This window comes from Pontibacter chitinilyticus, assembly GCF_039748935.1.
Taxonomy (GTDB): Bacteria; Bacteroidota; Bacteroidia; order Cytophagales; family Hymenobacteraceae; genus Pontibacter; species Pontibacter chitinilyticus.
Genome location: NZ_JBDIZJ010000002.1, coordinates 1 through 12082, shown reverse-complemented (window position 1 = coordinate 12082; position 12082 = coordinate 1). Strand labels below are relative to the sequence as shown.

Genomic DNA, 12082 nt, shown 5'->3' with positions numbered 1-12082 from the left:
AATAGATGCAACAAGCATTTTCCGCCGGTTTTGGTTCGCTGTCTAACCCCTGTTCATCATGCAAAAGAATTACTTCAAAGCAACTGCTCTTAGCGTTGTCGCTGCGCTTATGGTGCTTTCCGGCTGCCAGCCTGATGCTGCTTCGCCTGCTAATCCTGCCAATCTGCGCCCACTGACAATACCGGAAGCAGCGACGGTCCAGAGTTCTAATAGCTTTGCCTTCCGGTCTTTTGCGCAGGTGAGCAAGGCAGAAGGGGCGAAGAATGTGTTCATTTCTCCGCTTAGCATCAGCATGGCGCTTACCATGGCCTACAATGGTGCCGGAAGCACTACCAAAGAAGCCATGCGCCAGACCCTGGGTTTTGAACTGCCTACTGATGAAGAAATAAATCAGTCGTATAAATCGCTGGCGGAGCTGCTACAGGGCATGGATAAGAAAGTGATTTTTACCTATGCCAACTCGCTGTGGTATAACCAGGATTTTCAGCTACAAACGCCTTTCGTCAAACTCAACCAGACCTACTTCGATGCCACCGTGCAGGGGCTGAATTTTAACTCACCCGCGGCCAAAGACCAGATGAACAACTGGGTGAAGGAGAAAACGAATGGAAAAATTACCAGTATCGTTGAGGGCACCAGTGCTAATGACGTACTCTTCTTACTGAACGCTATCTACTTTAAAGGCACCTGGACCTACCTGTTCGACAAAGAGCGAACAAAGCCGGCCCCATTTTACCTGGAAGATGGCAGCACAGTGTCGCATGATTTTATGACGGCCACAAAAGCCAAATACCTGTATTACCACGACGACAGCAAAAAACTGATTGACCTGCCGTACGGCAACGGCCAGTTCAGTATGACCTTGCTGGTGCCTGAGGGGCAGCACACGGTAAACGATGTGGTGCAGGAGCTAAACCAAGAAAAGTTATCTGCCTGGCTGGCTGCTGCGGATACCTCTGGAATGGAACTGCACCTCCCCAAATTTAAGTTGGAATATAAGACGAAGCTGAACGAAACATTAGCAGCTTTAGGCATGGGCATTGCTTTCAGCAGCGGTGCGGATTTTAGCAACATGGTGGAGGGAGCGTACCCGCTGGCTATTTCAGAGGTCATGCACAAAACATTTCTGGAAGTGAATGAAGAAGGCACCGAAGCTGCAGCTGTGACTTCTGTAGTTATCAGTGTTACATCAGCCGGCCCAGCAGCATTAGATGTTAACAGGCCCTTTGTTTTCCTGATCCGGGAGAAATCCTCCAACACCATACTCTTCATTGGCAAGCTGATGCAGCCGTAGGGTATAGCACGCAACAACGTATACCACAGGGTTGGGCGTCTAACTATAGGTATGAGCAGGCAAGATTAAGATAATGTGTTAACTTTGTTCAGCACGTATCTTAGCATTCATGAAATTCATCCTGATAAAAAACGCACAACTCGTAAACGAAGGAAACAGAAGCACGGCCGATGTACTGGTAAAGGACGGCCGTATCGCGCAGATCGGCCAGAATATAACTGCAGAAGCCGATGAAATCCTCGATGCTACCGGTTTATACTTGCTGCCCGGCGTCATAGACGACCAGGTGCATTTCCGGGAGCCGGGCCTGACGCAAAAGGCAGTTATTGCTACCGAAGCGCGGGCAGCTGTAGCCGGCGGCACAACCTCTTTTATGGAGATGCCGAACACCATCCCAAATGCCACTACCCAGGAGCTGCTGCAGGACAAGTATAACATCGCTGCCGAAACATCGCTGGCCAACTACTCCTTTTACATGGGCGCCACCAACGATAATCTGGCGGAGGTGCTGCTCACCAACCCTAACACCGTTTGCGGTATCAAGATCTTCATGGGCTCCTCTACAGGCAATATGCTGGTCGATAACGAGCAAACACTGGAGGAGATCTTCGCCAAAGCCAAGCTGCCGATTGCGGTGCATTGTGAGGACGAGCAGACCATCCGCGACAACATGGCGATTTATGAGGAGAAGTATGGCGAAGATATTCCGATCCAATGCCACCCAGAAATTCGCAATGAAGCGGCTTGCTTTAAATCGAGCTACCTAGCTGTAAAACTGGCTGAAAAGCATAATACGCGCCTGCACATCCTGCACATTTCCACCGAAGAAGAACTGAAATTGTTTTGCAACGACATTCCGCTGGCGCAGAAACGCATCACCGCCGAAGTATGCGTGCACCACCTCTGGTTCGATAAGGCAGATTACGACCGCTTCGGTACCCAGATCAAATGCAACCCGGCTATTAAAGAGCACCGCCACAAAGAAGCCTTGCTGCAGGGCCTGCTGGAAGACAAGTTGGATGTGATTGCCACCGACCATGCCCCGCATTTATGGGAGGAGAAACAGGCGAAGTATAAAAAAGCGCCGTCGGGGGTGCCGCTGGTGCAGCATTCGTTGCAAATGATGCTGGAGTTTGTGAAGCAGGGCAAGCTGCCGCTGGAAAAGATGGTAGAGAAAATGAGCCATGCGCCGGCCATCCTATTCAACGTGCGCGAGCGCGGCTTCTTGCGCGAAGGTTACTGGGCCGACCTGGTGCTGGTGGACCTGAACGAGCCTTACACTGTTACCAAAGAAAACACTTATTATAAATGCGATTGGTCGCCGTTTGAAGGCCATACTTTTAGCAGCACCATTAAGCATACGTTTGTTTCGGGGCACCACGCCTATGCCAACGGTACTTTCGATGAGAGCAGGAAAGGAAAGCGGCTGTTATTTGACCGGTAAGTATGGAACTGGAGAAATTCAAAGTACTGCATGCCCGCTTCTCTGAGAAGCATTTGACGAAAGAAGTAGTGCAGTCGGAGGAGTATGAAGCGTATGTGGATGCCATCCACGAAGACGAAGCCTGCTACAACTGGGCCACCGCCGAAAAGCTGAAAAGCAATGGCTTCGACTATGAAAGCTATTGCTGCCTGATGCTGGCGGACCAGGTGTTTCAGAGCCTGGACGAAACGGGAGAAACGAAGTATGGCAATGTGGATGTGATCATTAACAAGTGGGATGAAGGGCTTTTCGGCATTCCGATACACGATGGCGGCACCTCAATGGTGGTGATCAACTACTGCCCCTGGTGCGGGACGAAGCTGAGTAAGTAGGACAAAAATTCAGAGCGCGGCGTAGAAAATTTTAACCAAAAATGCGCCTCAGCTATTGCATTGTCTGATTTCCTCTGTATATTTGCACACTCAAATGAGACACGGTGGTTGTAGCTCAGTCGGTTAGAGCACCAGATTGTGATTCTGGGGGTCGTGGGTTCGAGCCCCATCTTCCACCCCAAGCCCTTGAAGCTTACCTTCAAGGGCTTTTTTATTTTTGAATAGTTAAATGCCTGTTGCCAATTAAGTATAATCAGCTAAAGTTGATTTCTTCCGGAGCATAGAGAACCAGCTTTTTAACCATTCAAGATCGGCCGTTAATAATCAACAATTTAAAATATGAGCTTAACAGTAGTTGGTTCGATGGCGTTTGACGCGCTGGAGACACCCTTCGGAAAAACAGACAAAATTGTAGGCGGTGCAGCCACATACATTTCACTCTCGGCTTCATACTTTGTAAAGCCCGTGAACGTGGTATCAGTTGTGGGCGGTGATTTCGACCAGGACCACATCCAACTAATGCACACACGCCACATCAGCACCGAAGGCGTGCAGGTAAAGGAGAATGAAAAATCTTTCTTCTGGTCCGGCCGCTATTTTAACGATATGAACAGCCGCGAAACGCTGGCAACAGAGCTCAACGTACTCGGCGACTTCGATCCGATCATTCCCGACAGCTACCAGGGCTGCGAGTTCCTGATGCTAGGCAACCTGGCGCCGCAGGTGCAGAAAACTGTGATCGAGCGCCTGACCAAGCGCCCGAAGCTGATCGTGATGGACACCATGAACTTCTGGATGGACATTGCCCTGGGTGAGCTGAAGGCAACCATGGCGCTGGTGGATGTGCTCTCGATCAATGATGAAGAGGCGCGCCAGCTCAGCGGCGAATACTCGCTGGTAAAGGCTGCTAAGAAGATCATGGCAATGGGGCCAAAGTTCCTGATCATTAAAAAAGGCGAGCATGGTGCACTGCTGTTCCACGAGGAAAGGGTGTTTTTCGCACCGGCCCTGCCACTGGAGGAAGTATTTGACCCAACCGGCGCGGGCGATACGTTTGCCGGCGGCTTTATCGGTTACCTGGCCAGCACCGGCGATATTAGCTTTGAGAATATGAAGCGTGCCGTGATCCATGGCTCGGCACTGGCCTCGTTCTGCGTAGAGAAATTCGGTACCGAGCGTTTAAAAAACCTGCGCCAGGAAGAGATTGATCAGCGTGTGCAACAGTTTGTGGAGTTGGTAGCGTTTGATGTCGTGCTGCCATAAGTATAATTATACATAAAGTATAAGAGGAAAGCTTCGGCTTTCCTTTTTTGTTTTATCCCATTTATTCGCGCTACAAGGAGCTAAGGCATATTTTGCTCTTTATTGCACTAAATTCAGAGGGCGTAGAAAAGACAAATGTGAAATGAAGGCAACAAAATGCACCTGAAAGCGGTAAAACTAAATGTAGACTAAAGAGGAGATAGGACGATGAACGATAATAAAAATAACAATAAAGAGCGATTGCAGAAGCAATCAGAAGAAAACGTTCTTTCGAAAGTAGAGAACAAGCGGCAGCAGGAAGGCTACACCGATGAGGTGCAGATAGACCCTGCTAAAAAGTCGCACCAGGCGGATGATGCCAAAGTGCAGAACCCGAATCGCAACCTGGCAGAAGGTGGTAATAACTCCCGCTACACGAAAACAAAGTAGCGCTTTATACTACCTCATACTACGCAAAATACAAACTATGAAAATGACAGAAGCGGCAGGCCTTACTAGAAGGTCTGCCGCTTTTTTGCGTCTGCTGCTTTATGCTAACTAAGAAATGGCAGGCTAAAATTCCTGCTTCAACCATAAGCGGAAGTGTTGCTTTTCAGCTTCTGTAGCATCCGGCCTTTTGGCAATCGTATACTTGCTGTAATACCGTTGGTCCTGTTGGGCGAGGCGCACCACCCGCAATTGCTTGTCGCGGAACAGCACCAACTCCACTTCTTCCGGGGCCAGCGCAAGCAACTGCTGCAGATTATTCTCCAGCTTGCGGCCATTCAGGGCTACCAGTTCGTCATCTATACTTAGCACGTCGCTGGCCGGTGAGCCGGGCGCCACGGCCGTTACTTTTATACTTCCCTCCGTTGCTACTTTAAAGCCATACGTGCCTTCATGGATTAATGCATTTGGCTCCTCCTGCAAAGTGCAGCCCACAAAGTATAACGCCTCACATAGCGCCGCTTCAATTGGGTCCGTGCCGTTGATATACTTGTCAAAGTAGGATTGGAAGGATTGCCCGGCTACTTCATCTACCAGTTGCGCATAGTCCGGTTCTGTATAACCGGTATTCGTTTTGCCGAAGCGCTCCCACAGTTTCCGCATCACCACATCCAGGCTGGCTTTGTTATTTGTAGCCTGGCGCAGCTGCAGGTCCAGGAGCAGGGCCGTAAGCGCACCTTTGATGTAGATGGAGACTTTGCGATCCGGGATGCCGGGCTTGTAGCCATCCAGCCACAAATCAAAGGAGGAGTCCGCAACAGAGAGGTGGTTACGGCTATTGTCAGCAAAGTAGCGCTGCAAGGTCTTGTTCAGCTCCTCAAAGTAAGCTCCGGCCGTAAAAAAGCCGGAGCGGGCCAGCATGTAATCGCCATAGTAGGTAGTAATGCCCTCTGCCACATAGCCCGTTCTGAAGTAGTTCTCCTGCGCAAAGTTATAGGGCAGCATCTCCTTCGGCCGGATCTTTTTGATGTTCCAGGTATGGAACAGCTCATGCGAGCTTACACCTATAAACTCTTTGTACAAGGCTGGCTCCATCAGTTGCTCTCCTGGCCCCAAAGTAATTACGGTGGAGTGGCTGTGCTCTACGCCATGATAAAAGCGATAAGGCAGGATCTCGTTTAGAAAGTGGTACGCTGCTACCGGAAAATCGCCAAACACCTCCAGCTGCTCTTTTGTAAATCCTTCAAAGTCCTGCTTCAGTTTCTCCCAGTCAGGTTGGCAATCGCCCTGCAGCCAGATGTGGAAGGGGATGCCTTCTGAAGTATAAGTGGCCTTTTGCAGGCTGCCGCTGGCGATAAAGGGACTGTCCACCAGTTCATCAAAGTTGGCTGCCTGCAAGGTATGCTTTTCTGTCTCCGGCAGTCCGCAGGCAATCTGCCACTCTTCCGGTATACTTAGCTTTACCTGGCAGGCTTCCTGGTCGCGGCCTTCCACGGCCATCAGGCAGTTGATAGGGTTCAGGTAGAGTTGTGTTTCGTCCAGCCAGGAGCCGCCGGCATCCATCTGCCGGGCAAAAAAGCTGTAGCTTACCACCACCGTTTCAGCACCGCCGGCCTGCACCAGCCACCTGTCTTTGCTTACTTTGGTGATAGCTGTACTTGCTCCGTTGGCCTCGGCTTTCACATTGCGCAGCTTCTGAGCAAAGTGCTGCAGTTCGTAGCGGCCGGGACGCCAGGCAGGGAGCTGCAAGTATAAATCCTGGTGCCGGTTGGCAGGTATGGTGAGGGTGATATCAACAAAATGAGTAAGTGGATTGGTATAAGCCAGTGCGTAACAGATCATATTATGGGGAGTGATGACGTATAAATATACGCGCTACAGTTAGCAAAGCGGTTATTTTGTACGGGCGCTTCTACTTTTTTGAAATAATACTGTACTTCCCTTTGCTATTTTACAAAGCTTTACTAATTTTGCAGGCCATAATAAAACCATTGGCAGACGATGAAAAGAACATTCCAGCCTTCTCAGAGAAAAAGAAGAAACAAACACGGTTTCAGATCAAGAATGGAGACCGCTAACGGTAGAAGAGTATTGGCCAGCAGAAGAGCCAAAGGTAGAAAGAGACTGACCGTTTCTGACGAAAGAAAACACAAGGCTTAATCCCTCCAGGGATTTGCTTTGCCTAGCCGTGGCCGCTTATGCATAACGAGCACGCAAACGAGTACGAGGCAGGGCAGCCGGTTTCCTATACATTTTCGAAAGAAGAACACTTGTGCAGCAAGCGCCATATTGCGCTGCTCTTCAGCAAGGGTTCTTCTTTTAATTTGTATCCGCTGCGGTTTATATTCCTTCCGCCTTCCGGCGATGTGCCGCCTGGTAGTACCCAGGTGCTTATTTCCGTATCCAAGCGCTACTTTAAGCACGCCGTAGACCGTAACCGCCTCAAGCGCCAGATACGCGAGGCGTACCGCCTTAACAAGCACCAGCTGGTGCAAAACCCGGAGCAGGCACCCCGCCTGCTGGGCATCCTGTACATCGGAAAGGAAAAAAAATCCTTTGCCATAATACAAAAAAAACTAATTTCCGGTTTAGAACGTTGTCAAGGTAAGTAGTCTTACCGCGTCCTCTATACTTGAAATTTATGTACAAGAAGTCTATTGCCGCCATCCTGCTCACAGGCTGTCTGGCCTTTGGTCTGTTTTCCTTTCGGACCGACTCTGAGCGTTACTTCGAAATTGCCAAAAACCTGGATGTTTTTGCCACGCTCTTCAAAGAAGTAAATACATATTATGTGGACGATGTACCTCCGGCTCAACTTATGCGCACGGGCATCGACGCCATGCTTAAATCGCTGGACCCGTACACCAACTATATTCCTGAAGACGATATTGAGGATTTCCGCACCATGACCACTGGCCAGTATGGCGGCATCGGCGCGGTGATCGGCAACCGTGATGGCAAGATTGTAGTGCAGATGCCCTATGAGAACTCACCTGCATTCAAAGCCGGTTTGGCTATTGGCGATGAGATCCTGAAAATAAATGGCGTAACAGTTACTAACAAAAGCACTGATGAAGTGAGTTCTTTGCTGAAAGGGCAGGCCAACTCGCCTGTAAAACTGGAAGTGCGCAGTTACGGTCAGACAAAAACCAAAACGCTGGAGCTGATGCGCTCTAACATCAACGTGGATAACGTGCCCTACTATGGCATGCTTGATAACGAGATCGGCTACTTTCAGCTTTCCGGCTTTACGGTTGATGCCTCAAAAGAAGTACGGATGGCTGTGCAGAAGCTGAAGGAGCAGGGAGCCAAAAAGATCATCTTCGACCTGCGCGACAATCCGGGCGGTTTGCTGCACGAGGCGGTGAATATCTCCAACCTGTTTATTGATAAAGGCAAAGATGTGGTAAGCACCAAGGGCAAAGTAAAGGAGTGGAACAAAACCTATACAGCCCTCGACGAACCGCTGGATAAGAACATGCCACTGGTACTGCTGACCAGCTCACACAGCGCCTCGGCTTCTGAAATTGTGGCCGGTGTGCTGCAGGACTATGACCGCGCGGTGTTGGTAGGCGAGCGTACTTTCGGCAAAGGGCTGGTGCAGGCAACGCGTCCGCTGTCTTACAACTCACAGCTAAAAGTAACAACCGCCAAGTACTACATACCGAGCGGCCGCTGCATCCAGGCAATTGATTATACCCACCGCAACCCCGATGGCAGCGCCGGCAAAATTGCAGACTCTTTGCGCGTAGCCTTCAAAACTGCCGCCGGACGTGTGGTGTACGATGGCGGCGGCATCACTCCTGATGTGCCCGTAGAGGAGCCTACTTACGCCGAGATTACCCGGACCATTGCTAACAAAGGCTACCTGTTTGATTATGCCAACAAGTATAAACTGGAGCATTCCAGCATACCGGCAGCCAGTAAGTTTAAGCTGACAGACGAAGAATATCAGAAGTTTATGGCTTACCTGAACGGAAAAGACCTGAGCTATACTACCAGTATGGAGCGGGAACTGGATGCCGTTGCAGAAGACGCAAAAGCAGGTAAGCACTACGACGATATCAAAAGCGACCTGGAAGACATCCGCAAAAAAGTGTCACATAACAAAGCTAACGACCTGACCCGCTTTAAGCCGGAGATAAAAGAGGTGCTGGAGGCAGAGATCGCGTCGCGCTATTACCTGCAGAAAGGCTATATTGAAGCAACTTTCGATGATGATCCGGACATTCAGGCAGCCAAGTTGGTGCTTAACGATCCGCAGCGTTACGCCTCTTACCTGAAAGCACATTAAGAGGGTAAGTATAAATAAGTAATGTAATTAAAAGGGGGCGGCGCTGATAAAGTGTCACCCTCTTTGCATTAGGGACCGTAGCAATGCACAGTTGTCCGCTTGCCATACTTGCCTTACCTTTGTGCTTTAATAACTATACAAATATGGCGGTACTTCTGGCTATCGAAACATCTTCCACCGTTTGCTCTGTTGCGCTGTTCAAAGCAGGGCAGTTGCTGGGAGCATCCGAGCTGCAGATCGAGAAATCGCATTCATCGCATATCACCGTGATGGTGTCGCAGTTGGTGGAAAACTGCGGCTTAATGCTGCAGGACCTGCAGGCAGTAGCAGTGTCGGGTGGTCCTGGTTCTTATACTGGGCTGCGTATCGGTAGTTCTACAGCAAAAGGGCTCTGCTTCTCCCTAAACATTCCGCTGCTGGAGGTCTCCACTTTGCATGGGCTGGCGGCGCAGGTCATTGCGGCAACGCCAAACCCTGAGAATTTTCTGTTTTGCCCCATGCTTGATGCCCGCCGAATGGAGGTTTATACTTGCCTGCTTGATCATCAACTGCAGGAAATGGTGCCTATTGCCCCGGTTATACTGGAGGAACATACGTTTAAAGAGAAACTGACAGCGCAGCCGGTTATCTTCTTTGGAAGCGGCGCCGGTAAGTTTAGAGAGCTGGTCAGCGGAAATAAGCATACTTTATTTATAGATCACATCGTGCCATCCGCTAAAACCATCGGACAGCTGGCGCTGGCGAAGTATGAAAAAGAACAGTTTGAAGATGTGGCCTATTATGAACCCTTCTACCTGAAGGATGTTTATATAACAAGTGCCACTAAAAGCACAAGTAAAGTATAAAGATATGGCGGAGTTAATCAATAGAGTAGCCCAAAGTGCACTCACTACTATAAACCTGGAGGAACTGCTTCACCCCGGTGAGCGCGTGGTATATGATATCAAAGATAATCTTTTCCATGGGCTTATCCTGAAAGAGAAGGATTTCAGAGCCTTTGTAAAGGAAAACGATTGGTCGGCCTACGACGGCAAAAATGTAGCGATCATTTGTTCTGCGGATGCCATTGTGCCAACCTGGGCATACATGGTACTGGCCTCTAAGCTACAGAACCACGCCAACTACTATGTTTTTGGTGATCTGGAAGCCTTAGAGCAGGCGCTGATGCAGGAAGCTATTGCTACCATTGATCCGGAGGAATACCGCGACGCGAAAGTAGTAGTGAAAGGATGCGGCAATGTGCCCGTGCCTACTTATGCTTATGTAGAGATCATGCGGAAGTTATTGCCTGTAACCAGCAGCCTGATGTATGGGGAGCCATGTAGCACCGTACCTCTCTATAAAAAGCCGAAAGTAGCTTAGTTGACTGGAGCAATCATCCAAAACGCCTTGTCTTTAGATAAGGCGTTTTGCTTAGCGCTATTCCTAAGAAAAAATCTTAGCAACAGGTGAACTAACGTGATCTGATGATGGTTATATCCTAGCGTCCGCAGCAGGTGGAAGCAAAATAACATATTGCTTGAGCCTACAGAAAGAGGAAGTATAAAATCTTCAGAATTTTCAATAGTGCCGGAACCTGTTGGAAGGGGAGAGTTGAGAGGGTGCAGTGCCGGGGAAGTTTGCAGTGCCTTTTGCAAGTATACCCTGCCAGGCGTGCCCCGAAGCTTCTGGCGGCGGCCGGCAGCAGCAGGTTGAGAAAAAAGGGCGGTTGAGGGTCAGGGGGTTAAGGGGGAATCGCGTTTTTTTCTGCGTTGGGGCTTGCCTTTTCCCTTTCGATGTGTACTTTTGCAACCCGATCAGCCGGAGCGGGGCGCAAATGAGGGTGAATAGGGGCAGCAAGCAGCGAAAAAGATTTTTAGATTTTGCTTGCGAAACGGAAAAGAAGGTGTACCTTTGCAGCCCTTCCAGCAGGGAAGGAAAGCTTTCAGGAGCCTGGGAACACCGGCTGCGGGGCAGGCAAGAAAAAGAAAAAAGATTTTGTTTTTCTTCTTGCAGAAAGCGAAAAAGTGCTTACCTTTGCAGCCGCTTCCAGCAGGGAAGAAAGAAAAAAGGCAGCTGGCAAGGGTGCTAAAAAAAAGAAGAAAAAAGAGTTGCGTGTTACAAAAAGGTTTACGACCTTTGCCCTCCCCAACGACAACAGCCGGTTGCCGGAACGGAAAAGGGAAGCCGGTTCGGCCGGCAAGCGCAGCATATAACACAGCACGACCTGATGAAAAGAGGGGTAGTGAGCAGGCAGAAGCAGTAGGTTTCTGACACGTTCTTTGAGAGATTGCTTGAGACAGAAAAAAGAAAAGGTAAACTCACGCTCGGCAGACGAATGTCAGCTGTGAGGAGCTCTTTTACGAAGAGAAAAAAAAGAGAGGCCGGGGTCGGACAGACACATTTAAGCTGTAGCAATACGGCTTTGCAGTATTTATTACAATGGAGAGTTTGATCCTGGCTCAGGATGAACGCTAGCGGCAGGCCTAATACATGCAAGTCGAACGGATCAGGAGACTTCGGTTTCCTGGTTAGTGGCGCACGGGTGCGTAACGCGTATGCAACCTACCTTCTATTGGGGGATAGCCCGTCGAAAGACGGATTAATACCGCATAAGACCACACGCTGGCATCAGCGAGCGGTTAAAGATTTATCGATAGAAGATGGGCATGCGTGCCATTAGCTAGTTGGTAGTGTAACGGACTACCAAGGCTTCGATGGCTAGGGGTTCTGAGAGGATGGTCCCCCACACTGGTACTGAGACACGGACCAGACTCCTACGGGAGGCAGCAGTAGGGAATATTGGGCAATGGCCGAGAGGCTGACCCAGCCATGCCGCGTGCAGGAAGAAGGCCTTCTGGGTTGTAAACTGCTTTTATCAGGGAAGAAAACGCTCCTGCGGGAGTAACTGACGGTACCTGATGAATAAGCACCGGCTAACTCCGTGCCAGCAGCCGCGGTAATACGGAGGGTGCAAGCGTTGTCCGGATTTATTGGGTTTAAAGGGTGCG

12 protein-coding genes, 1 tRNA gene and 1 rRNA gene are annotated in these 12082 nt (G+C 49.8%); 13 read left to right on the top strand and 1 reads right to left on the bottom strand.

What is annotated here, in order from left to right; genetic code table 11:
* Positions 1 to 58: 58 nt before the first annotated feature.
* The 6 genes from ABDW72_RS03535 to ABDW72_RS03510 all read left to right on the top strand — a co-directional run bounded on the left by ABDW72_RS03535 (position 59) and on the right by ABDW72_RS03510 (position 4801).
* Positions 59 to 1294: a serpin family protein gene (locus tag ABDW72_RS03535; RefSeq protein ID WP_347157087.1), complete on the top strand. Its 1236-nt coding sequence runs from the start codon at positions 59 to 61 to the stop codon at positions 1292 to 1294.
* Positions 1295 to 1403: 109 nt separating this feature from the next.
* The gene (locus tag ABDW72_RS03530; protein ID WP_347157086.1) at positions 1404 to 2738 is read left to right on the top strand and encodes a dihydroorotase; all 1335 of its coding nucleotides are present in this window, start codon (positions 1404 to 1406) and stop codon (positions 2736 to 2738) included.
* Positions 2739 to 2740: 2 nt separating this feature from the next.
* The gene (locus ABDW72_RS03525) at positions 2741 to 3109 is read left to right on the top strand and encodes a DUF6980 family protein (protein ID WP_347157085.1); all 369 of its coding nucleotides are present in this window, start codon (positions 2741 to 2743) and stop codon (positions 3107 to 3109) included.
* Positions 3110 to 3213: 104 nt separating this feature from the next.
* A tRNA-His gene (locus ABDW72_RS03520) sits at positions 3214 to 3290 on the top strand.
* A 158-nt stretch (positions 3291 to 3448) separates the two neighbouring features.
* Positions 3449 to 4372, top strand: a complete 924-nt coding sequence (locus tag ABDW72_RS03515) for a PfkB family carbohydrate kinase (RefSeq protein ID WP_347157084.1) — start codon at positions 3449 to 3451, stop codon at positions 4370 to 4372.
* Between the two features lie 207 nt (positions 4373 to 4579).
* Positions 4580 to 4801 carry a hypothetical protein gene (locus ABDW72_RS03510; RefSeq protein WP_347157083.1) on the top strand — a complete coding sequence of 74 codons (222 nt, stop codon included), beginning with the start codon at positions 4580 to 4582 and terminating at the stop codon, positions 4799 to 4801.
* 123 nt (positions 4802 to 4924) lie between these two features.
* On the opposite strand, the gene ABDW72_RS03505 is transcribed toward ABDW72_RS03510, so the two are convergent.
* Positions 4925 to 6640 carry a M61 family metallopeptidase gene (locus ABDW72_RS03505; RefSeq protein ID WP_347157082.1) on the bottom strand — a complete coding sequence of 572 codons (1716 nt, stop codon included), beginning with the start codon at positions 6638 to 6640 and terminating at the stop codon, positions 4925 to 4927.
* A gap of 159 nt (positions 6641 to 6799) precedes the next feature.
* Here ABDW72_RS03505 and rpmH point away from each other — a divergent pair, with 159 nt between their 5' ends.
* The 7 genes from rpmH to ABDW72_RS03470 form a co-directional block, all read left to right on the top strand.
* Positions 6800 to 6958 (top strand): 50S ribosomal protein L34, encoded by a 159-nt coding sequence (rpmH, locus tag ABDW72_RS03500; RefSeq protein ID WP_162428478.1) that lies wholly within the window; start codon positions 6800 to 6802, stop codon positions 6956 to 6958.
* Positions 6959 to 6996: 38 nt separating this feature from the next.
* Positions 6997 to 7410, top strand: a complete 414-nt coding sequence (locus ABDW72_RS03495) for a ribonuclease P protein component (RefSeq protein ID WP_347157081.1) — start codon at positions 6997 to 6999, stop codon at positions 7408 to 7410.
* A gap of 29 nt (positions 7411 to 7439) precedes the next feature.
* Complete coding sequence (locus ABDW72_RS03490) at positions 7440 to 9092, top strand: S41 family peptidase (protein ID WP_347157080.1); 1653 nt, start codon at positions 7440 to 7442, stop codon at positions 9090 to 9092.
* A gap of 143 nt (positions 9093 to 9235) precedes the next feature.
* Positions 9236 to 9937 carry a tRNA (adenosine(37)-N6)-threonylcarbamoyltransferase complex dimerization subunit type 1 TsaB gene (gene tsaB, locus ABDW72_RS03485; protein ID WP_347157079.1) on the top strand — a complete coding sequence of 234 codons (702 nt, stop codon included), beginning with the start codon at positions 9236 to 9238 and terminating at the stop codon, positions 9935 to 9937.
* Between the two features lie 4 nt (positions 9938 to 9941).
* Positions 9942 to 10454: a DUF2480 family protein gene (locus ABDW72_RS03480; RefSeq protein ID WP_347157078.1), complete on the top strand. Its 513-nt coding sequence runs from the start codon at positions 9942 to 9944 to the stop codon at positions 10452 to 10454.
* A 500-nt stretch (positions 10455 to 10954) separates the two neighbouring features.
* The gene (locus ABDW72_RS03475; protein WP_347157077.1) at positions 10955 to 11287 is read left to right on the top strand and encodes a hypothetical protein; all 333 of its coding nucleotides are present in this window, start codon (positions 10955 to 10957) and stop codon (positions 11285 to 11287) included.
* Positions 11288 to 11510: 223 nt separating this feature from the next.
* Positions 11511 to 12082 (top strand): 16S ribosomal RNA (locus ABDW72_RS03470); the annotation flags it as partial.

Excerpts from the sequence above, each read along its gene's own strand:
- ABDW72_RS03535 (WP_347157087.1), top strand. The coding sequence starts at position 59 with ATGCAAAAGAATTACTTCAAAGCAACTGCTCTTAGCGTTGTCGCTGCG.
- ABDW72_RS03530 (WP_347157086.1), top strand. The coding sequence starts at position 1,404 with ATGAAATTCATCCTGATAAAAAACGCACAACTCGTAAACGAAGGAAAC.
- ABDW72_RS03525 (WP_347157085.1), top strand. The coding sequence starts at position 2,741 with ATGGAACTGGAGAAATTCAAAGTACTGCATGCCCGCTTCTCTGAGAAG.
- ABDW72_RS03515 (WP_347157084.1), top strand. The coding sequence starts at position 3,449 with ATGAGCTTAACAGTAGTTGGTTCGATGGCGTTTGACGCGCTGGAGACA.
- ABDW72_RS03510 (WP_347157083.1), top strand. The coding sequence starts at position 4,580 with ATGAACGATAATAAAAATAACAATAAAGAGCGATTGCAGAAGCAATCA.
- ABDW72_RS03505 (WP_347157082.1), bottom strand. The coding sequence starts at position 6,640 with ATGATCTGTTACGCACTGGCTTATACCAATCCACTTACTCATTTTGTT.
- rpmH (WP_162428478.1), top strand. The coding sequence starts at position 6,800 with ATGAAAAGAACATTCCAGCCTTCTCAGAGAAAAAGAAGAAACAAACAC.
- ABDW72_RS03495 (WP_347157081.1), top strand. The coding sequence starts at position 6,997 with ATGCATAACGAGCACGCAAACGAGTACGAGGCAGGGCAGCCGGTTTCC.
- ABDW72_RS03490 (WP_347157080.1), top strand. The coding sequence starts at position 7,440 with ATGTACAAGAAGTCTATTGCCGCCATCCTGCTCACAGGCTGTCTGGCC.
- tsaB (WP_347157079.1), top strand. The coding sequence starts at position 9,236 with ATGGCGGTACTTCTGGCTATCGAAACATCTTCCACCGTTTGCTCTGTT.
- ABDW72_RS03480 (WP_347157078.1), top strand. The coding sequence starts at position 9,942 with ATGGCGGAGTTAATCAATAGAGTAGCCCAAAGTGCACTCACTACTATA.